The 18,818-nt window shown below is 63.8% G+C and carries 17 protein-coding genes; 10 read left to right on the plus strand and 7 right to left on the minus strand.

The window, feature by feature from the left end:
- Positions 1 to 43: 43 nt before the first annotated feature.
- Together ACSQ3S_RS11365 and ACSQ3S_RS11370 are read right to left on the minus strand one after the other, a co-directional pair.
- Entirely contained in the window at positions 44 to 622 is a 579-nt protein-coding gene (locus tag ACSQ3S_RS11365) for a 3'-5' exonuclease (protein ID WP_353402626.1), read from the minus strand.
- Positions 623 to 707: 85 nt separating this feature from the next.
- A complete protein-coding gene (locus ACSQ3S_RS11370) occupies positions 708 to 1,211 on the minus strand; it encodes a ProQ/FINO family protein (protein WP_176653695.1) in 504 nt (167 codons plus the stop codon).
- Between the two features lie 484 nt (positions 1,212 to 1,695).
- Here ACSQ3S_RS11370 and rpoD point away from each other — a divergent pair, with 484 nt between their 5' ends.
- The 5 genes from rpoD to ACSQ3S_RS11395 all read left to right on the plus strand — a co-directional run bounded on the left by rpoD (position 1,696) and on the right by ACSQ3S_RS11395 (position 6,621).
- Positions 1,696 to 4,209 carry an RNA polymerase sigma factor RpoD gene (gene rpoD / locus ACSQ3S_RS11375; protein WP_436142418.1) on the plus strand — a complete coding sequence of 838 codons (2,514 nt, stop codon included), beginning with the start codon at positions 1,696 to 1,698 and terminating at the stop codon, positions 4,207 to 4,209.
- A 114-nt stretch (positions 4,210 to 4,323) separates the two neighbouring features.
- A complete protein-coding gene (locus ACSQ3S_RS11380; protein ID WP_176653697.1) occupies positions 4,324 to 4,686 on the plus strand; it encodes a VOC family protein in 363 nt (120 codons plus the stop codon).
- A gap of 3 nt (positions 4,687 to 4,689) precedes the next feature.
- Positions 4,690 to 5,307, plus strand: a complete 618-nt coding sequence (locus ACSQ3S_RS11385; RefSeq protein ID WP_436142419.1) for a DJ-1/PfpI family protein — start codon at positions 4,690 to 4,692, stop codon at positions 5,305 to 5,307.
- Positions 5,308 to 5,450: 143 nt separating this feature from the next.
- Complete coding sequence (locus ACSQ3S_RS11390) at positions 5,451 to 6,146, plus strand: hypothetical protein (protein WP_436142420.1); 696 nt, start codon at positions 5,451 to 5,453, stop codon at positions 6,144 to 6,146.
- A 1-nt stretch (position 6,147) separates the two neighbouring features.
- Positions 6,148 to 6,621: a hypothetical protein gene (locus tag ACSQ3S_RS11395; protein ID WP_436142421.1), complete on the plus strand. Its 474-nt coding sequence runs from the start codon at positions 6,148 to 6,150 to the stop codon at positions 6,619 to 6,621.
- Between the two features lie 7 nt (positions 6,622 to 6,628).
- Here the strand turns inward: ACSQ3S_RS11395 and ACSQ3S_RS11400 are convergent, their stop codons facing one another.
- From ACSQ3S_RS11400 to ppc, 4 genes are all read right to left on the minus strand, one after another.
- Positions 6,629 to 7,318 carry a DUF899 family protein gene (locus tag ACSQ3S_RS11400; protein ID WP_436142422.1) on the minus strand — a complete coding sequence of 230 codons (690 nt, stop codon included), beginning with the start codon at positions 7,316 to 7,318 and terminating at the stop codon, positions 6,629 to 6,631.
- Positions 7,319 to 7,327: 9 nt separating this feature from the next.
- A complete protein-coding gene (locus ACSQ3S_RS11405; RefSeq protein ID WP_436142423.1) occupies positions 7,328 to 8,107 on the minus strand; it encodes a 3-hydroxybutyrate dehydrogenase in 780 nt (259 codons plus the stop codon).
- A 98-nt stretch (positions 8,108 to 8,205) separates the two neighbouring features.
- The gene (locus ACSQ3S_RS11410) at positions 8,206 to 9,327 is read right to left on the minus strand and encodes a PAS domain-containing sensor histidine kinase (protein ID WP_436142424.1); all 1,122 of its coding nucleotides are present in this window, start codon (positions 9,325 to 9,327) and stop codon (positions 8,206 to 8,208) included.
- Positions 9,328 to 9,493: 166 nt separating this feature from the next.
- Positions 9,494 to 12,334 (minus strand): phosphoenolpyruvate carboxylase, encoded by a 2,841-nt coding sequence (gene ppc, locus ACSQ3S_RS11415; protein ID WP_413448149.1) that lies wholly within the window; start codon positions 12,332 to 12,334, stop codon positions 9,494 to 9,496.
- 147 nt (positions 12,335 to 12,481) lie between these two features.
- Here ppc and hemC point away from each other — a divergent pair, with 147 nt between their 5' ends.
- From hemC to ACSQ3S_RS11435, 4 genes are read left to right on the plus strand one after another with little or no spacing between them, the layout of a single operon-like run.
- The gene (gene hemC, locus ACSQ3S_RS11420; RefSeq protein ID WP_413448150.1) at positions 12,482 to 13,513 is read left to right on the plus strand and encodes a hydroxymethylbilane synthase; all 1,032 of its coding nucleotides are present in this window, start codon (positions 12,482 to 12,484) and stop codon (positions 13,511 to 13,513) included.
- 7 nt (positions 13,514 to 13,520) lie between these two features.
- Positions 13,521 to 14,324 (plus strand): uroporphyrinogen-III synthase, encoded by an 804-nt coding sequence (locus ACSQ3S_RS11425; protein WP_436142425.1) that lies wholly within the window; start codon positions 13,521 to 13,523, stop codon positions 14,322 to 14,324.
- The gene (locus ACSQ3S_RS11430; RefSeq protein WP_436142426.1) at positions 14,321 to 15,469 is read left to right on the plus strand and encodes a uroporphyrinogen-III C-methyltransferase; all 1,149 of its coding nucleotides are present in this window, start codon (positions 14,321 to 14,323) and stop codon (positions 15,467 to 15,469) included. Before ACSQ3S_RS11425 ends, ACSQ3S_RS11430 begins: the two co-directional genes overlap by 4 nt.
- 2 nt (positions 15,470 to 15,471) lie before the next feature.
- Entirely contained in the window at positions 15,472 to 16,668 is a 1,197-nt protein-coding gene (locus ACSQ3S_RS11435; RefSeq protein WP_436142427.1) for a heme biosynthesis protein HemY, read from the plus strand.
- A gap of 24 nt (positions 16,669 to 16,692) precedes the next feature.
- Here ACSQ3S_RS11435 and ACSQ3S_RS11440 read toward each other — a convergent pair whose 3' ends face one another.
- Positions 16,693 to 18,021, minus strand: a complete 1,329-nt coding sequence (locus ACSQ3S_RS11440; RefSeq protein ID WP_176656081.1) for an IS4 family transposase — start codon at positions 18,019 to 18,021, stop codon at positions 16,693 to 16,695.
- Positions 18,022 to 18,270: 249 nt separating this feature from the next.
- Here ACSQ3S_RS11440 and ppa point away from each other — a divergent pair, with 249 nt between their 5' ends.
- Positions 18,271 to 18,813, plus strand: coding sequence for an inorganic diphosphatase (gene ppa, locus ACSQ3S_RS11445; RefSeq protein ID WP_176653709.1), 543 nt, complete (start codon positions 18,271 to 18,273; stop codon positions 18,811 to 18,813).
- The last annotated feature ends 5 nt before the right edge of the window (positions 18,814 to 18,818 follow it).

Raw genomic sequence — 18,818 nt, forward strand, 5'->3', positions numbered from 1 at the left:
AAGGATATACCTGAGTTGCAAGGAATGACAGAGGACAGATTGTCTAAGTTGTTTTTGGCGGACGGGGCAGTTTGACGGCTTTCATCGGCGGCAGCTTGTTGCCGGCGGCGAGCCAGTGGCGGTAGACGCGCAAGGCCACCTGGGCGTCGTCGGCCGCGTACAGGATCTGCTTTTCGTTCAGGCGCGGCAGGGCCCAGTTGGTGGTGGAGATTTTCTTGGACTTCTGCAGCTTCTGGCCGAAGAACTTGGCCACGGCGGTCTTGGCGCCGAGGTCGTTGCGCTGGCCCGGCGTGCGCAGGGCCACCGACAGGTCGACCACGCCGGCCGCGCGTATCGCCAGCTTGGCGTGCAGGCGCTTGACGTCGTCGGACAGGCCGAAGCCTATCTTCAGCGGCAACGCGGATTCCAGCACCGCCGTCAGCACTTCCAGCGTGTGCGCGCTGGTGCTGGCGCCGATCTGGAACAGCCAGGCCTGGTGGTCGGTGGAGAACTGGATCAGGTGCGGGCCGGTGGAGGTCTCGCCCTTGGTGAAGGTGGGCTTCGATTCGGTGTCGAAGCCGATGGCGTCGGCGGCCAGCAGGGCGATGCGCGCGGCGCTGGCCTGCTCGGCGGTGCTCACCATCTGCACGTCGGCGATGCGTATGCCGACGTAGGGCGGAAGCTCGGCCTCCGCCTCCGCCGGTACCGCGCGCTGCTGGCTATCCAACTCAGCCCTTGCGCGAGAACTTCGCGGTCAGCTGGTTCAGCTTGTCGGCGCGCACGCGGGCGGCTTCCTCGGCGGCGGCGGCTTCGCGTTCGGCCTTCTTGCGCTCGGCTTCTTTCTTGAAGCGGTCCTGCAGCACCTGGGTCGCGTGGGCGCGGTGGGTGTCGGTGACTTCGGCGCCGGGGGTGCCGTCCAGGTCGTGGCGCACCTTGGCTTTTTCCATCACTTTCAGGTAGCGCAGCGAACCGGTGTGGATGCCTAGCGCGGTGCGCATGGTTTTACGATCCAGTTCAGGCATCACGGCGAGGATCTGCTTGTCGATACCGATCGACAAAGGCAGGAAGTCGCGGAAGGCCGGGAATTGGGTTTGTAATTGTTTCAGCAAGCTGCGCGGAGTCGGTGCGGCAGGGGCCGCGACAGTGGCTGCGACAGGCGCCGAATTCGCGGCGGTGGCTGCAGGCTCGATTGCCGGCGGCTGAGGGGTGAGGCTAGTGTTCATCGACTTCATAGTTTAAGCAAGAGGCGTCAGCATATCATGTGCACTACGGGATTGCAGTGCCTTTTAAACCAGCATGCCAAAAAGGCTACACTGGTGTCGCACGTCAGATGGTCGGGGGAGGTGCGTCCGGACCGCAAAACATGTATAATGCTTGACGCACCTTTGCAGGACGGTGCGGTTCAGTTTGGTACAGGATGCGATTTGGACGGTCTGACAAGGTGTTTTGGCGTTGCCTGGCCCTTGTTATATGGTTTTAAGATATCGGATATGGGTACTATAAATTATCCGGATGTCTCGCTATACGGCATACTTTGCCCTCTCCCTATTCTTCACTGAAAAGAGAAACAAGCCCGTTGTTACGATGCGGGCTTTTTTTATTCCGCAGATAATCGTCAGCTAAATTACAACATTTCCATCTGTGCGCACCGGTGACGGTCGGCGCTGGCTATGGCATTTTGTATTTTTCTGGCGGATACGCATTGAGAGATTTTTAATGACAAAAACGCCGAAAACTTTAACGTTGTCCGTCAAGGCCGCCAAGACCGCGCGTAGCAACTCCGCTCCGCTGGTGGTGCCAAAGACGACTCTATCTTATGTGATCGATAATGCGCAAGAGGCAGCGAGCAAAGTTACGGTAGTCAAAAAGAAAACGCGCCTGAGCGCCGCGGCCGAAGCGGCCCAGGCGGAGGCGCATGTGGCGGTGCAGGCCGATGCGGCCGAAGCACCGGTGAAGGCGGTCAAGGTCACGCGCAAGAGCGCCGCGGCCAACGCCGCCGCCGCAGCGGTGGCGGAAATCGCCGCGCCGGCCGCGGTGGTCAAGGCCGCGCCGAAATCCAAGCTGGTCAAGGCTGCCAAGGCCGAGCCCGCGCCGGTCGTCATCGTGACCGCCGGCCCGGCCGTCAGCCAGGTGACCGACGCCGCCACGCTGGCGTCGATCGACACCTCCGGCTACCTGCTGCCGAGCGTCAAGGTACCGGGCCGCCGCGGCCGCAAGCCGTCCGAATTCACGCCGGAAAACGACGAGGTCGCGGCACTGAACGCGGTCGAACGCGCCGAACTGAAGGCCGTGTCCAAGGCGCGCGAGCGCAAGGCCAAGGGCGGCGCCGCCGACCTGCTGGGCGTCGATCCGAAGAGCTCGGCCGAAGACCTGGAGCGCCGCCGCAACCAGATCAAGAACCTGATCAACATGGGCAAGGAGCGCGGCTTCCTGACCTACGCCGAGATCAACGACCAGCTGCCGGAAAACATCGTCGATCCGGAAGCGATCGAAGGCATCATCGCGACCTTCAACGACATGGGCATCGCCATCTACGAGCGCGCGCCGGATGCCGAATCGCTGCTGCTGACCGACAGCGTGGCCACCGTCACCTCGGACGACGAAGTGGAAGCGGCCGCCGCGACCGCGCTGTCGACGGTCGACTCCGACTTCGGCCGCACCACCGACCCGGTCCGCATGTACATGCGTGAAATGGGCGCCGTGGCGCTGCTGACCCGCGAAGGCGAGATCGAGATCGCCAAGCGCATCGAAGGCGGCCTGAAGGACATGATCCAGGCCATCTCCGCCTGCCCGACCACGATCGCCGAGATCGTCGCGCTGGCCCGCAAGATCGAAGCCGACGAACTGAAGGTGGACGAAGTGGTCGACGGCTTCGTCGACCTGAACGAAGCGAACAACACGCCGGCCGTGGCCGCTACGCCTGCCGCCGCGTCGGACGACGATGAAGAAGAGGAAGAGGAAGTCGAGGAAGAAGACGGCGACGCCAATGGCGGCGCGGCCGGCTTCTCGACCGAGCAACTGGCGCAGCTGAAGAAAGCCGCGCTGGAAAAGTTCGACGTCATCTCGACCCAGTACGACAAGATGCGCAAGGCTTCCGGCGGCTACGGCTCCAAGGCTTACGTGGCGGCGCAGGAAGCGATTTCCGCCGAGCTGCTGGGCATCCGCTTCACCGCCAAGGTGGTCGAGAAGCTGTGCGACACGCTGCGCGGGCAGATGGAAGAAGTGCGCCACATCGAGCGCGCCGTGCTGGAGCTGTGCGTGAACAAATGCGGCATGCCGCGCGCCCACTTCATCAAGGTTTTCCCTGGCAATGAATGCGACCTGGACTGGGTCGACGGCGAAGTCGACAGCGCGTATCCGTACAGCGCCATCCTGGGCCGCAACGTGCCTGCGGTCAAAGAGCTGCAAAAGAAAATGATCGATCTGCAGGCGCGCGTGGCGCTGCCGCTGGCCGACCTGCGCAAGATCAACAAGCAGATGGCCGCCGGCGAGAAACGCGCGCGCCAGGCCAAGCGTGAGATGACGGTCGCCAACCTGCGTCTGGTGATCTCGATCGCCAAGAAGTACATCAACCGCGGCCTGCAGTTCCTCGACCTGATCCAGGAAGGCAACATCGGCCTGCTGAAGGCGGTGGACAAGTTCGAATACCGTCGCGGCTACAAGTTCTCGACCTATGCGACCTGGTGGATCCGTCAGGCCATCACCCGTTCGATCGCCGACATGGCGCGCACCATCCGCGTGCCGGTGCACATGATCGAGACCATCAACAAGATGAACCGCATCTCGCGCCAGATCATGCAGGAAACCGGCAGCGAGCCGGACCTGGCGACCCTGGCGCTCAAGATGGAAATGCCGGAAAACAAAGTCCGCGAAATCATGAAGATCGCCAAAGAGCCGATCTCGATGGAAACGCCGATGGGCGAGGACGGCGATTCGCAGCTGGGCGACTTCATCGAAGACAACACCACGCTGGCGCCGCTGGACGCGGCGCTGCACGCGTCGATGCGCAACGTCATCAAGGAAGTGCTGGATTCGCTGACCCCGCGCGAAGCCAAGGTGCTGCGCATGCGCTATGGCGTGGAAATGTCGAACGACCACACGCTGGAAGAAGTGGGCAAGCAGTTCGACGTGACCCGCGAGCGTATCCGCCAGATCGAAGCGAAGGCGATGAGCAAGCTGCGCCAGCCATCGCGCTCGGACAAGCTGAAGACTTTCCTGACGCAGAACTAAGCGTCGGAGCGGCAAGCAAAAAGGGAGGCCTCGCGCCTCCCTTTTTGCGTTGGGCCGGCAGATGGGGTAGAGTTTCCGTCGACGCCGCTCGCGCGCGGCCATACGGAGAGCCACATGACAGACTTCACCCACGTTCGATACACGCTTGCGGTGCTGGATCTGGAGAAATCCACGAACTACTACACCTCGGTGCTCGGCCTGGCCATCGACTTCACGGCGCCAGGCTGGACCTTCTTGTCACGCGGCAGCTTCCGCGTGATGCTGGGCGAGTGCACAGACGCCATGCCACCGTCGGAGCTCGGCGACCATTCCTGGTATGGCTATGTGACGGTCTCGGACGCCACGGCCTTGTTTGCGGAGTACCAGTCGGCGGGAGCGGAATTCACCCAGGCGCTGGCGGACAAGCCGTGGGGCATGCGGGAGTTCGGCATTCGCACCATCGACGGCCATCGCATCATGTTCGGCCAGGAGCTGTAAATCATGCATATCGCGATACTGACATTTGACGGATTCAATGAACTTGATTCGTTTATTGCCTTGGGCTTGCTGAATCGGGTGAAGAGAGAAGACTGGCGGGTGACGATTTCCTGCCCCAGTCCTTCGGTCACGTCGATGAATGGCGTGACAGTTCTCGCCCAATCGGCCATCGAGGAAGCTTGCGCGGCGGATGCCGTCATCGTCGGCAGTGGCGTGAAAACCCGGGCACTGGCGGATGACGAGAATTTCCTGGCTCAACTTAAGCTGGACCCGACGCGGCAGCTGCTGGGGGCGCAGTGTTCCGGCGCGCTGATTCTGGCCAAGCTCGGCATCCTTGACGGCGCTCCAGTTTGTACCGACCTGACAACCAAGCCATGGGTGCTTGAGGCGGGCACCGAAGTGCTGAACCAGCCGTTTCACGCGAAAGGGAATATCGCCACCGCCGGCGGTTGTCTCGCGTCAGTGTATTTGGCCTCGTGGATAGTCGCGCGCCTGGCGGGCGAGGACGCCGCACGCAGCGCCATGCACTACATCGCTCCGGTCGGAGAGAAGGACCAATACGTGGCCAGAATGATGGAAAATATTCAGCCATACCTCACCTCAGCGGAGTATCAGGTATGAGCTTGATGCTGCTTGAGGTTCCCCCTGTTTTTGTAAAACACCTCCTGTCATTGCAGTGCATGTCGCGGTGGATTTCGCCGCTTTCAGCTAATTTTTTGGGAATCACCATGGTCCTGGACAAGCGGTCTTTATGGATGTGTGTTTTGCTGGCCGGCGCTGTCGGGCCGGTGGCGGCTGACGAATTGCTGGTTTCCGGCCGCGTCGAATCGATAACGTTGACGCCGGCGGGCGCGCCGGGCTGCCCCGGCTTGAACGCTATGCGCGGCCCCAGGCTGACCTTCTCCAACGATTGCGGCTGCCAGGAGGCCAGGATCAAGGTAGAGCAGACCTATGTCGGCGACGGCCCCGGCGCAACGCTCAGCGTCAAGTCCCGCCTGGGCGAATGGTGCAAGCCGACGCTGCCGGTCAGCGCGGCGGCGATCCTGGTGCGGACGCAAGGTCCCGAAACCAAGTGGTCGCCGCTGGAAATCAAGGATGGCGTCCAGCTGTTCAAGCCCGCCTCGTTCACCTATGTCGGCGGCTACCCGATGAAGGCCATGCCGGCCGATGACGCGGGCATGGCGCCGTTGGCGTCGTTGCTCGATCAGTTGAAGCAGGGCCGCGGCCCCGGGCCGACCGTGGTATGGGTCAAGCAGGGAAGCTACGCGGTGTTGGGGAGGGAAGTCGGCTCGGCCGCCGAGTTGGCCACGCTGCTGCACGAGCAGAATATTTCCGACGTTGAACTGCGCACGGAGGCCGAGGCCGGCTATGAGCAGATCGGCGCGGCGATCTATGGCCTCGCGCGCGGCGGCACGCGGATCGAGACGGTCAGCACGGCCGCGCAACATCATCAGGACTGACATGAGAAAAGCCGGTATCGCTGCGCTGCTGATGGCATGCTGCCTGCTGGCCGATGCGGAGCAGATGGATGTGGCGACCGGCATCCAGTTGGCGCAGATCGACTTCGACTCCTATCACGCGGCTTTGCTGGAGCGATGCCGGACGCTGGCGCCTGATTCGGCCGGCGCGCTGGCCGCATCCATGGCGCAGTGGAAGGCGAGGAACGCCGACGCGCTGGTCATCCTGCGGCAGCTGTACAAGGCGCAGCTGGAGCGTAACATCCGCACCTCCCGGCCCAGGCTGTCGGATGCGGAGGCCGAGGCGCAGGTGGGCGCCGTGCTTGAACTGTTTGCCTCCGGACTGAAAGAAAAAGTGTCGCAGGTGCCGGACGACGAAACCCGGTCCTCCTGCGACGGCGGATATGCGGAGCAGACACTGGCCCGCCCCGACATGGACTTCAACGCGCTGCTGGTGCGCATGACCTTCGGCCGCTAGCCGCGGTTTAGTAGGACAGCTTGGGATACCAGTCGGTCCCGCGTCCGGCCGGCGTCAGGTCGAGGATGTTCCACAGCGGCGTCGGATCGGGTGCGCCGCGCGGGTCCTGGCCGGGATCTTCGGTGCCGCCCAGCTCGCTGGCCCAGAAGTGCCGCACCTTGCCGTCGCGCTTGACCCAGACGTCGAGCGCCGGCCATTCGCTGCCGTCCGGCCCCAGGCCTCGGTAATCACGTGGAAAATTGTCGCCGACGCATTGGTAGAACGCCAGGTTGCGCCAGCCGCGTTCGCGGGCGAAGGCCAGCTGCCGCGACACGGGCGAACGGCCCAGCACCGCCACCGCGACGCGCTGCGCAATATCGCGCGCCGGCGTGTCGAGCGCGCCGAGAAAGGCCGTGCACATCGGACAGGGGTGCTCGCGTTGCGGCCCGTACATCCAGAAATACGTGACCAGCGTGTCGTGCTTGCCGAACATGTCGGCCAGCTTCACCGTCTTGCCGTTTTCGTCGAGAAAATCGTAGTCGGGCGCCTCGCCGCCGTCAGGCAGCGCGCGCCGTTGCTCTGCAACGCGCTCGATATGGCGTCGCAGTTCGATTTCCTCGGCCAGCAGGGCGGTGCGCGCCGCGCGGTAGGCGGCGCTGTCGTTGGGATAGGGTTTGCTTCTGGCGGCCAGTTCAGCCGCCGGCGTCAGCATGCTCATGATCTCCTCCTATTGCATGAACCATCCATGGCTGACCACCAGCGATTGTCCGGTCAGCGCGTTCGACGGGAAGCTGGCGAACAGCAGCGCCACTTGCGCCACGTCCTCCACCGTGGTGAACTTGCCGTCCACGGTATCGGCCAGCATGACTTTCTTGATGACGTCCTCCTCGGAGATGCCCAGTGTCTTGGCCTGCTCGGGAATCTGCTTGTCGACCAGCGGCGTACGCACGAAGCCCGGACAGATCACGTTGGCGCGCACGCCGTGCTCGGCGCCTTCCTTGGACACGGCCTTGGCCAGCCCGATCAGCCCGTGCTTGGCCGTCACATAGGCGGACTTGAGCTTGGACGCTTCCTTCGAGTGCACCGATCCCATGTAGATCACGCTGCCGCTGCCGGCCTTGTACATATGCGGCAGGCAAGCCTTGGTGGTCAGGAAGGCGCCGTCCAGGTGGATGGACAGCAGTTTCTTCCAGTCCTCGAAAGGAAACTCTTCGATCGGGTGGATGATCTGGATGCCGGCGTTGCTGACCAGAACGTCGATCCGGCCCCAGGCCTCGATCACGCCGGCGATGCCGGCGTTGACCTGCGCTTCGTCGACCACGTTCATGGCGATGGCCATGGCCTGGTGGCCGGCGGCCTTCAATTCGTTGGCGGTCGCTTGCGCCGCTTCCAGGTTCAGGTCGGCAATCACGACCTTGCCGCCTTCGCGCGCGTAGACCAGCGCGATTTCCTTGCCGATGCCGCTGGCGGCGCCGGTGACGATACAGACTTTGTCTTGCAGTTTCATTGTTTCGCTCCTCGCGGGTGTGGGAATGCAACCCCGCGATTACAGCGGCTATGCCGGCCGGCGTCTATGCGCCAGCGTACATAGCGGCCGGGCGGGGGCTATTCGGGCACCGAGGTCACCGGCAGGGTCATGCTCAGCACGGTGCCGGCGCCGGCCAGGTTGGCCACCGCCAGTTCGCCGCCGAAGTCGACCAGGCGCTCGCGGATGGCGCGCAGTTCCAGCGCGCCGGACACCTTCCGCCGGTCGGGCAGGCCGTCGCCGCTGATGATGATGGACAGCTTGGCCGGCTCCAGGTTCAGCGTCGCCTGCACTTCGCGCACGCCCGAGTGGCTGCCGACATAGTCCAGCGCCGCCTGGGCGATGTGGAAGATGGCGGAAGTCTGGCGCTGGTCCAGCGCAGCGTTGTCGTTGAGCACCTTCAGGCGGCAGCTCAGGCCGTGACGGCGCTCCAGCTGCTGCAACTGCCATTCGACGGCGGCCGACAGGCCCAGCTCCAGTGTGCTGGGATGCAATTCGTTGATCAGGTCGCGCACCGCGACGATGCAGGCGTCCAGCGTGGCCAGCGACTGCGCGGCGCGCCGGTGCAGCAGCGGTTGCTGTTGGCTGGTGCGGGCGTGCAGGGCGGACACATCCAGCTTGAGCGCCAGCAGGTTTTGCGCCAGGTCGTCGTGGACTTCCTTGGCGATGCGGCGCCGTTCGTTGTCCTTGGCGCGGCGCTGGTGGGTCGACAGCGCGCGCAACTGCTTCATCGAGTTCACCATCGTGCGCTCGGCACGCTTGCGCTCGGTGATGTCGATGCACATGGCGATCAGCAGGCGTGGCCGGCCCTGCTCGTCGTAGGTCGGCTGCTTGTAGGTTTGCAGCCAGCGGTTTTCGCCCAGTCCCTTGTGCCACAGCAGTTCTTCGTTGACCAGGTGGCGGTGGGCGGCGAAGGCGGCGCGGTCCTGGGCGATGTAGCCGGGCGTTTGCTCGGGGAAATGCGCGCTGCCGTCGGTTCCGCGCATTTCGCTGAAGCGCACGCCCCACATGGCTTCGCAGGCCGGGTTCATCAGCACGAAGCGCGACTGCGCGTCCTTGATGAACAGGGCCAGCGGCATCATGGTGATGATGTCCTGCAGCTCGGCGTCGGCCGCCAGCGGCGCGCCGCCTATCTCCGCCCGCAGTTGGGCCACCACGGTTTCAATTTCGGACTTACCCAGCGACTCGATTATAGTCTTCATGACAATGAATATAGTAGTTTAGCTAAGATTGTAATGCTAATTTTGTCATTTTGTCTTGTCTTTTGGGAAATAAAAAAAGCCCCGTGCTGCCTTGCGACAATTTACAACGTCGCAAGGCAAACGGGGCTTTCAGTACTGCAGGGTAAGAAGATGCTTAGTGGCAATATCAGCCAGTGTTGCGCAGACCAGCGGCGACGCCGTTGATCGACAGGTGGATGCCGCGGTGCACCCGTTCATCCGCCTTGCCCGGCTCGCTCGACAGCGCGCGGTGGCGCTTGATCAGCTCCACCTGCAAGTGGTTCAGCGGATCGAGGTAGGCGAAGCGGTTCTGAATCGAGCGCGCCAGCAGCGGATTGCCGGCCAGGCGCTCGGTGGCGCCGGTGATGCGCTGCAGGATGCCCAGCGTGTTCGCGTGCTCTTCGGTGATGCGCTTGAAGATGCGATCGCGCAAGTCCTTGTCCTGCACCAGCTCGGCGTAGCGCGAGGCGATCGCCAGATCGGTCTTGGCCAGCACCATGTCCATGTTCGACAGCAGCGTGGCGAAGAACGGCCAGTGCTGGAACATCGCCTGCAGCTGGGCCAGGCGCTCGTCCTGCTTGCCGTCGTTGATCCAGGCGCCGATGGCGCTGCCGAAACCGTACCAGCCCGGTAGCAGCAGGCGGCACTGGCCCCACGAGAAGCCCCATGGAATCGCCCGCAAGTCTTCGATGCGCTTGGTCGACTTGCGCGAGGCCGGACGTGAACCGAGATTCAGTTCGGCGATCTCGGCGATCGGCGTGGCGGCGAAGAAGTAGTCGGTGAAGCCCGGGGTTTCATAGACCAGGTTGCGGTAGGCCTTGTAGGCGCGGTCGGAGATCTCGGCCATGATGGCTTCGAACTGGCGCAGCTGGGCCTGGTGCGCGCCGTCTTCCGACTGCGGCATCAGGCTGGCCTCCAGCGTGGCGGCGACCAGCAGCTCCAGGTTGCGGCGACCGATGTCCTTGTTGGAGAACTTGGACGCGATGATCTCGCCCTGTTCGGTCAGGCGGATCTGGCCGTTGACGGTGCCGTGCGGCTGCGCCAGGATCGCCTCGTACGACGGGCCGCCGCCGCGGCCGACGGTGCCGCCGCGGCCGTGGAACAGGCGCAGCTTGACGCCGGCCTTTTCAAACACGGTGACCAGGTGGGTCTCGGCCTTGTACAGCTCCCAGTTGGAGGTCAGGAAGCCGCCGTCCTTGTTGGAATCCGAATAGCCGAGCATGACTTCCTGGATCTGCCCTTGCTTGGCGATCAGCGCCTTCACCAGCGGGATGGCCATCACGGCTTCCATGATGCCGGCCGCGCGCTGCAGGTCGGGGATGGTTTCGAACAGCGGGATCACCATCAGGTCCAGTTCCTGTTCGGCGATGCGCAGCAGGCCCATTTCCTTTTGCAGCAGCAGCACTTCCAGCAGGTCGGACACGGTTTCGGTATGCGAGATGATGTAGTTGCGGATGGCGCGCTCGCCGTAGCGGGCACGGATCTGGCGCGCCGCGCTGAGCACGCCCAGTTCGGAAACGGTCTCGGCCGAGTAGGCGATGTACGGCGAGTACAGCAGGCGCGGCTGCGCCAGTTCGCTCAGCAGCAGCGCCACCTTGGCGTCCTCGTCCAGCGAAGAGTAATCCGCCTGGCCGCCGGCCTTGGCGAACAGCTCGGCCAGCACGCGCTCGTGGATGTCCGACGACTGGCGCATGTCCAGCGAGGCCAGGTGGAAGCCGAAGATGTCGGCCGCGCGCTTCAAGGTCGACAGGCGCGGCTGCACCAGCACGGCGCCGTGGTTGGCGTTGAGCGAATCGACCAGCACCTGCAGGTCGGCCGAGAATTCGGCGGCGTTGGCGTACGGCTCGGCGTGGCCCACTTCCTTGCGCAGGATGTTGGTCGCGCCCAGCGCGCGGGCGGTGCTGGCCAGACGGGCGTAGATGCCGATCAGCGCGCGGCGGTACGGTTCGTCGGCGCGGTGGTCGGAGGTATCCGGCGAGTGGTCGGCCAGCGCCTGCAACGCGGGGCTGCAGGCGATCATCAGCGTCGACACCGACAGTTCGGCGCCCAGCGTGTGCGCCTCTTCCAGGTAGAAGTCGAGGATGGTGGTGGCCTGGCGCGTCAGCGCGTGCTCCATGGTGCCGCCGTTGACGTTCGGGTTGCCGTCGCGGTCGCCGCCGATCCAGCTGCCCATCTGCACGTAGGGAGCGTTGATCTGCGTGGTGGCGCCGTCGCCGTTGCCGTAGTGGGCGGCGATGTCGGTCTCGATGTCGTCGTACAGGCCCGGCAGTTCGCGCAGGAAGGTGATGCGGTAGTAGGACAGGGCGTTTTCAATCTCGTCGGCCACGGTCAGCTTGGAGTAGCGCAGCATGCGGGTCTGCCACAGGGTCGCGATGCGGGCGCGCAGCAGGTGCATATTGGCCGCCTGTTCCTTCGGCGTCAGCGGCAGGTCGCGCTCGGCCAGCAGGCGGGCGATGTCGTGCTCGGCGTCCAGGATGGACTTGCGCTGCACCTCGGTCGGGTGGGCCGTCAGCACCGGCGCAATCAGCGCCTGCTGGAAGAACTCGCCCACGGTTTCCTGGCTGACGCCGGCTTCCTTGAGCTTGCACAGCGCGAAGCTGACGCTGCCCTGCTGCGGCTTCGAGCCGGCCAGCAGGTGCGTGCGGCGGCGGCGGATGTGGTGCTGGTCTTCGGCGATATTGGCCAGGTGCGAGAAGTACGAGAACGCGCGCACCACGGAAATGGTCTGCTCGCGCGTCAGGATTTTCAGCATGCCGTCCAGTTCCTTGGCGGCGCCGGCGTCGGCCTCGCGGCGGAAGCGCACGGCGGTTTGCCGGATGGTCTCGACCACGGCGTAGACTTCCTCGCCTTCCTGGTCGCGCAGCACGTCGCCCAGCAGGCGGCCCAGCAGGCGGATGTCTTCTTTGAGGGGCGCGTCTTTATCGAGATTCGTGTCCACGCCAGGTTGTTCAGCCGTTTGATCGTTCGTTGCACTAGATTGTTTTGCCATGAGATAAGCCGCAAAGGATGAAATGTCGGTGCAAAGGCTTGTGGCCCGGTTCTGCAAGAAGGTGAGCGTGATAAAATTTGTGATCTTAAACACGCGCGTGTTACTGGCCTGCGCCGGTTAGCGTCAGCTACAGCGAAAGAACTGGTTTTGAAAATATCGGAATTACTACAAAATCCCCCGTCCACGTTGGTAATCGCTTCGCGTGAAAGCCGCCTTGCCATGTGGCAGGCCGAGCATGTCCGCGCTCGCTTGACATTATTATATCCGCAGTGCGATGTCAAAATTGTAGGAATGTCGACAAAAGGCGATCAAATTCTTGATCGCACGTTGTCCAAGGTAGGCGGAAAGGGGCTGTTTGTCAAAGAACTTGAAGTCGCGATGGCCGAGGGCCGCGCCGACCTGGCGGTGCATTCGCTGAAGGACGTGCCGATGGAGTTGCCGGAAGGATTCGCGCTGGCCGCCGTGCTGGAGCGCGAAGATCCGCGCGACGCCTTCGTTTCCAACGACTACGCCTCGCTGGACGAGCTGCCGGCCGGCGCCGTCGTCGGCACCAGCAGCCTGCGCCGCCAGTCGCTGATCGCGGCGCGCTATCCGCACCTGGTCATCAAGCCGCTGCGCGGCAACCTCGACACCCGGCTGGGCAAGCTCGATCGCGGCGACTACGCCGCCATCATCCTGGCCGCCGCCGGCCTGATACGCCTGGGCCTGCCGCAGCGCATCCGCGTGTTGCTGGATCCGGCCAGCAGCCTGCCGGCCGCCGGGCAGGGCGCGATGGCGATCGAAATCGCCGAGCGCGACGACGGCGTCGACCTGATGGCCCTGCTGGCGCCGCTGAACCACGAAGCCACCGCGCAAGCCGTCACGGCCGAGCGCAAGGTGTCGAAAGTGTTTGGCGGCAGCTGCCAGGTGCCGCTGGCGGCGTTTGCCACCGTCGAAGGCGGGCAGATGCATCTGCGCGCGATGGTGGCGACGCCGGACGGCAGCCGCATGGCCAGCGCGGAAGTGCGCGGCGCGGCCGCCGATCCCGAAGCGCTGGGCGCGCAGGTGGCCGAGCTGCTGCGCGCGCAGGACGCGGTCGGCATCCTGTCGGTGTGCCTGAGCGAGGCGGCGCAGGCCGACGCCGACGCCCGTTCGGCCGACCTGGCGGCCCAGGCCACGCCGCCCGCTGCAGACGCCTGACCTGCGGATGACCGGCGCCGTCGTCATCACCCGTCCCCTGGCGCAAGCCTTGCCGCTGGCGGCCCGCGTGACCGCGCTGGGCCGCCGGGTCGAATTATTGCCGCTGCTTGAAATCGAACCCCTGCCGCAACCGGCCGCCCTGCTGGCCGCGCTGGCCAGGCTGACCGCGCCGGTGCCAGGCTACGTGCTGGTGGCCTTCGTTTCGCCGAACGCCATCGACGCCGCCTTCGCCCACATCCGGCAGTGGCCGGACGGCGTCACGCTGGCCGTGCTGGGCGAGGGCAGCCGCGCGGCGCTGGCCGCGCACGGCGTCACGCCGGACCGGGTGCATATCGTCAGCCCGGCCGACAGCGCCCACAGCGATTCCGAACACCTGCTGCAAACGCTGGACCTGCAGGCCTTGCGGGGCCAGCCGGTGCTGATCGTGCGCGGCGAAAGCGGGCGTGAACTGATGGCCGACGGCCTGCGCGCCGCCGGTGCCCTGGTCGACGTGGTGCCGGCCTACCGCCGCTCGGTGCCGCGGCTGACGCCGCAGCTGGCGGCCACCTTGCGCCATTTGCTGTCGCAGCAAAATGACTGGATCATCACCAGCTCCGAAGCGTTGCGCGGCCTGTGCGATCTGCTGGTCCGGCTCGACCAGGAACATCCTGATGCGGCGCAGCAGAATAGCGTTGTATTGATGCAACAGCAGCATTTGATCATTCCGCATGCCCGAATTGCCGAAACGGCAAATAATTTGGGGTTTTCCCGACTGACGCTCACAGGATCAGGCGACGAACGCCTGCTGGCCGCGTTACAATCACGCCTATGAACGATTTGCCTACATTACCTGATCCCGTCGTCTCGACCGGCGCCGCCCCCGAGACCCCGCCTGCCGCCAAGCCGCCGCAGCCCGAGCCCAGCCTGCTTGAGACCATCCAGCAGCCGCAGACGCTGCTGGTGGGCATCGTCGTGCTGGCGATCCTGCTGGCCGGCCAGACCTGGTCGTCGCACAATCAGGTGCGCAACCTGCGCGAGGAAATGGCGCGCCGCCTGCAAAAGGGCGACGCCAGCAATGCCGAAACCGGCACCCTGGCGCGCGCGGTGCAGGAGAGCAGCAAGGAACTACAAGTCAAGGTCAGCCTGCTGGAAAGCAAGCAGCAGGAAGCGCAGAGCCAGCAACTGGCGCTGGAGCAGTTGTACCAGGACCTGTCGAAGAACCGCGACGAGTGGGCGCTGACCGAAATCGAACAAGTGCTGTCGACCGCCAGCCAGCAACTGCAACTGGCCGGCAACGTGCCGGGCGCGCTGATCGCGCTGCAGAACGCCGACCGCAGCCTGTCGCGTTCGGACAAGCCGCAATTCATCACCATCCGCCGCGCCATCGCCAAGGACACGGAAAAGCTGAAGGCGCTGCCGAGCGTCGATTCGGTGGGTGTGGCGCTGCGCCTCGACAACGCCATCGCGCAGATCGACACGCTGCCGATGCTGTCGGACGAAAAGCCGACGCTGCCGGCGCCGCCGGAGAAAAAACTCAAGCCGGCCAAGCCGCTGGCCAAGGGCGCCAAGCCTGAGCCGGTCGAGCAGACCAGCCCGTGGCTGCAGGCGCTGCAGGACACCTGGAGCGGCTGGAGCAGCGAGATGTGGATCGACGTGCGCCAGCTGATCCGCGTGCGCAGCGTGGAAACGCCAGACGCGCTGATGCTGTCGCCGACCCAGGCCTACTTCCTGCGCGAGAACCTGAAGCTGCGCCTGCTGAACGCCCGCATGGCGCTGCTGTCGCGCAACGAGGCGGCCTTCCGCGCCGACCTGATCGCCGCGCAGGAAGCGCTGGTCAAGTATTTCGACGTGCGCGCCAAGTCGACGCAGACCGTGCAGGCGCTGTTGCGCCAGGTGCAGGGCAGCAATCTGGCGATTGAAATGCCGACCCTGTCGGACAGCCTGAACGCTGTGCGCAACTACAAAGCGAAGCCATAGCCATGCGTTTATTTCTCTGGATAGTCGCCCTGATGGCCGCGGCGATCGGCATCGCCGTGACGGCGCGTTACAACCCGGGCAACGTGGTGCTGTTCTACCCGCCCAATCGCATCGACTTGTCGCTGAACTTCTTCGTGGTGTTGGAAGTGGCGCTGTTCGCCTTCCTGTACCTGGTCATCCGCGCCTTCCGCGCCACCGTCAAGATGCCGGGCAAGGTTGCCGCCTACCGCCAGCAGAAGCGCGAGCGTGACGGCAACAAGGGCTTGCGCGAAGCGCTGAAGGCCTTGTTCGAGGGCCGTTTCGGCCATGCCGAAAAAGCCGCGATGCGCGCCGCCGAGCTGCCGGACAACGCCGGCGTGGCCGCGCTGATCGGCGCCCGCGCCGCGCACCGCATGCGTCAAAGCCAGCGCCGCGACAACTGGCTGGCCCGCCTCGGCGGCGACAACGCGATGAAGACCGCGCGTCTGATGACGATGACCGAGTTGCTGGTCGACGACCATCAGCCGGAGCAGGCGCTGGAAGCGGTGCGCGAGCTCAACGCCAGCGGCACCCGCCATATCCACGCCCTGCAATGGTCGCTGAAGGCGCAGCAGCAGGCCAAGAACTGGCCGGAAGTGCTGCGCCTGGTGCGTTCGCTGGACAAGCACCGCGCGCTGCATCCGGCCTTGTCGGCGCGGCTGCGCGAGCTGGCCTACGACGACATGCTGTCCGACGAGGGCCACGACGCAGAATCGCTGCAGCGCGTGTGGTCGACGGTGCCGAACTCGGACCGCATCAAGCCCTACGTCGCCTGTCGCGCCGCCACCGCGCTGAACGCGCGCGGACTGCATGACGAAGCGCGCCTGGTGGCGGAAGAGTCGCTGGCCGCCGACTGGGACGACCGCGTGGTGCGCGCCTACCGCGAAGCGGCGGCGCCGGCCGGCTCGGCCGCGTTGCTGATGCAGATCGAGCACTGCGAAAACTGGATCCACGCGCGCCCGACCGACGCCGAGCTGGCGCTGACCTTGGGTTCGCTGTGCCTGAAGCAAAAGCTGTGGGGCAAGGCCCAGCGTTACCTGGAGCAAGCCTTGTCGGACGCCTCGGATCCGCGCATGGTGCGCGAATCCCACCTGAAGCTGGCGCAGATGCACGAAGCGCTGGGCCAGCCGGAGGAGGCCGCCAACCACTACCGCCAGTGCGCGCTGGCCACCATTCTTTAAATCCGGGGTCAGATCCTAATGCCGTTAAGTTAAGGATTTCCTGAGCCTCCGTTCAGGATAGCGTTGCGGTTTTGCTTTGGTGACCCGATCGAATTTCCGGTCGGGTCGATAGACATTGAGTTCGAGGATCATCCTCTCGCGCATCCGTTTGATCGTTCCTGGTAGATTGCCCAAGGCCCGTTCGGAGGCCGCATGTAGCATCTCGAGCTGAAATATGCCGAGGGCGAAGACAAAGCTAACGTCATTGGGAGCGCATTTTGCCTGGTCGGCCGTGCGCGCCATTTCTAGTCGCACGAGGTTATAGGCGATAAGAATGCCCCAGATTTCCTGCCTGGTTGCTGCGACACTTTGGCTGCGCAGGCATAGGGCCATCCCCATCATGGTTTGCTTGATCTCGCGGTAGCTCGTTTCGATCTGCCAGCGCTCGCTATAACAGTCGCGGACGGTTTTGGCGGAGAAGCGCCGGCGATCCGTCAATGAGGTCAGCAAATAGCACAGTTTGCCCGTCGGATCTTTCGTTGCAATGGCACGCGCTTGCCACTGCTCGGGCATGGAGGGGACGCGCTTGCGTACTTGTGGGGAAACGCGCATTTCGACGATGCCATCCTCACTGTCGCCGCTCACAAGACGCCATTGCGTATTAGCCTTGGCCGGCACGAGGAAGTGCCGCTCCTGGCCTTGCATACGAAGTTTATGCAACAGCTCGGCGGCTAGAAAACCTTTATCGAAGACCGTCAGCGAATGGTCGGGTATATCGTCTAGCAACGGCAAGGCAAAGCTCATCTCGCCTTTGCTATAGGGGCCAAAATCGGCGGCCAAGACCAACTGGGTGCGCAGCGCAGCCAATGTCACCATGCGGGCATGGGGGTAACTGGCCAAAGCTCCCTTGGCGAAGTGTGGCGAATCGAAATGTGCCCGGTTTTCCGCGCTATCGGCTAATTTCAGGGTCGTCCCATCCATGGCGAGCAGTTGGAGGCCGTGGAAGTCGGAACGATGGGCGTCTTGCATCTGCCAATGGCGCGCGGACGTTGAGAATAGCCACGCCAACGGTTCTTCGCCCAGCCGCTGACGTGCTTGCGTTACAGCGCTATCAGTGACGCAAGTGTCCTTCAGATCCGGTAGCGCCAGTTCCAATTCACCCAGCACTTGTCGCACTGAGTGATGTCGGTAGATCGCTAGCGCGATGACCAACCAGACTACCTGCTCCGCCGGCAGACGCCGCTGCCGAATACTCGCCTTGCCGGTGTAGCTCAATGCTCCCATGATCCATTCGACGGGCAACTGCTCCCCAAGCCGGCCCCAGTCCGGAGCTGGCAAGTCACACGTGGTCAAAGGGAGAACGTCGGAAAGCATGGCGCGAAGGTTAACAGCCTTCGCGCATGTTTACAACAACTAACTGGGGCCGGCCTAGTTCCTTAACTTAACGGCATTAGGGTCAGATCCGACATTTGGACACGAACTCTGCTGTAGCAGCCGCTCAGCAGAGTTCGTGTCCAAATGTCGGATCTGACCCCGGATTTTGGGTGCTGCGCTGCACAAGCGGGCTGTACTTCGCTATAATTACGCGGTTAAACATTTGCCAGCACCTACGAGGAAACCCCCATGAGCTTGAATAAAGTATCTTCCGGCCGCGACCTGCCGAACGATTTCAACGTCATCATCGAAATCCCGATGAACGCCGATCCGATCAAGTATGAAGTCGACAAAGAGTCGGGCGCGATCTTCGTCGATCGCTTCATGGGCACGGCGATGCACTACCCATGCAACTACGGCTACGTGCCGAACACCCTGTCCGACGACGGCGACCCGGTCGACGTGCTGGTGATCACCCCGTTCCCGCTGATCCCGGGCGTGGTGGTGCGCTGCCGTCCTATCGGCGTGCTGAAAATGACCGACGAATCCGGTGAAGACGCCAAGGTGCTGGCCGTGCCGGTCGACAAGGTGCTGTCGATCTACAGCCACTGGCAGAAGCCGGAAGACCTGAACGAACTGCGCCTGCGCCAGATCCAGCACTTCTTCGAGCACTACAAGGACCTGGAAAAAGGCAAATGGGTCAAGATCGACGGCTGGTACGGTCCTGAAGAAGCGAAGAAGGAAATCCTGAGCGGCGTCGAGTCGTACAAGAAGGAAAACGGCGTCGCGTAATTTCC

Source organism: Duganella sp. LjRoot269 (assembly GCF_964254095.1).
GTDB classification, from domain to species: Bacteria; Pseudomonadota; Gammaproteobacteria; order Burkholderiales; family Burkholderiaceae_D; genus Rugamonas; species Rugamonas hordei.

Excerpts from the sequence above, each read along its gene's own strand:
- ACSQ3S_RS11410 (WP_436142424.1), bottom strand. The coding sequence starts at position 9,327 with ATGAAGACTATAATCGAGTCGCTGGGTAAGTCCGAAATTGAAACCGTG.
- ACSQ3S_RS11370 (WP_176653695.1), bottom strand. The coding sequence starts at position 1,211 with ATGAAGTCGATGAACACTAGCCTCACCCCTCAGCCGCCGGCAATCGAG.
- rpoD (WP_436142418.1), top strand. The coding sequence starts at position 1,696 with ATGACAAAAACGCCGAAAACTTTAACGTTGTCCGTCAAGGCCGCCAAG.
- ACSQ3S_RS11385 (WP_436142419.1), top strand. The coding sequence starts at position 4,690 with ATGCATATCGCGATACTGACATTTGACGGATTCAATGAACTTGATTCG.
- ACSQ3S_RS11425 (WP_436142425.1), top strand. The coding sequence starts at position 13,521 with ATGACCGGCGCCGTCGTCATCACCCGTCCCCTGGCGCAAGCCTTGCCG.
- ACSQ3S_RS11405 (WP_436142423.1), bottom strand. The coding sequence starts at position 8,107 with ATGAAACTGCAAGACAAAGTCTGTATCGTCACCGGCGCCGCCAGCGGC.
- ACSQ3S_RS11395 (WP_436142421.1), top strand. The coding sequence starts at position 6,148 with ATGAGAAAAGCCGGTATCGCTGCGCTGCTGATGGCATGCTGCCTGCTG.
- ACSQ3S_RS11440 (WP_176656081.1), bottom strand. The coding sequence starts at position 18,021 with ATGCTTTCCGACGTTCTCCCTTTGACCACGTGTGACTTGCCAGCTCCG.
- ppa (WP_176653709.1), top strand. The coding sequence starts at position 18,271 with ATGAGCTTGAATAAAGTATCTTCCGGCCGCGACCTGCCGAACGATTTC.
- ppc (WP_413448149.1), bottom strand. The coding sequence starts at position 12,334 with ATGGCAAAACAATCTAGTGCAACGAACGATCAAACGGCTGAACAACCT.
- ACSQ3S_RS11380 (WP_176653697.1), top strand. The coding sequence starts at position 4,324 with ATGACAGACTTCACCCACGTTCGATACACGCTTGCGGTGCTGGATCTG.
- ACSQ3S_RS11400 (WP_436142422.1), bottom strand. The coding sequence starts at position 7,318 with ATGAGCATGCTGACGCCGGCGGCTGAACTGGCCGCCAGAAGCAAACCC.
- ACSQ3S_RS11435 (WP_436142427.1), top strand. The coding sequence starts at position 15,472 with ATGCGTTTATTTCTCTGGATAGTCGCCCTGATGGCCGCGGCGATCGGC.
- ACSQ3S_RS11365 (WP_353402626.1), bottom strand. The coding sequence starts at position 622 with ATGGTGAGCACCGCCGAGCAGGCCAGCGCCGCGCGCATCGCCCTGCTG.
- ACSQ3S_RS11430 (WP_436142426.1), top strand. The coding sequence starts at position 14,321 with ATGAACGATTTGCCTACATTACCTGATCCCGTCGTCTCGACCGGCGCC.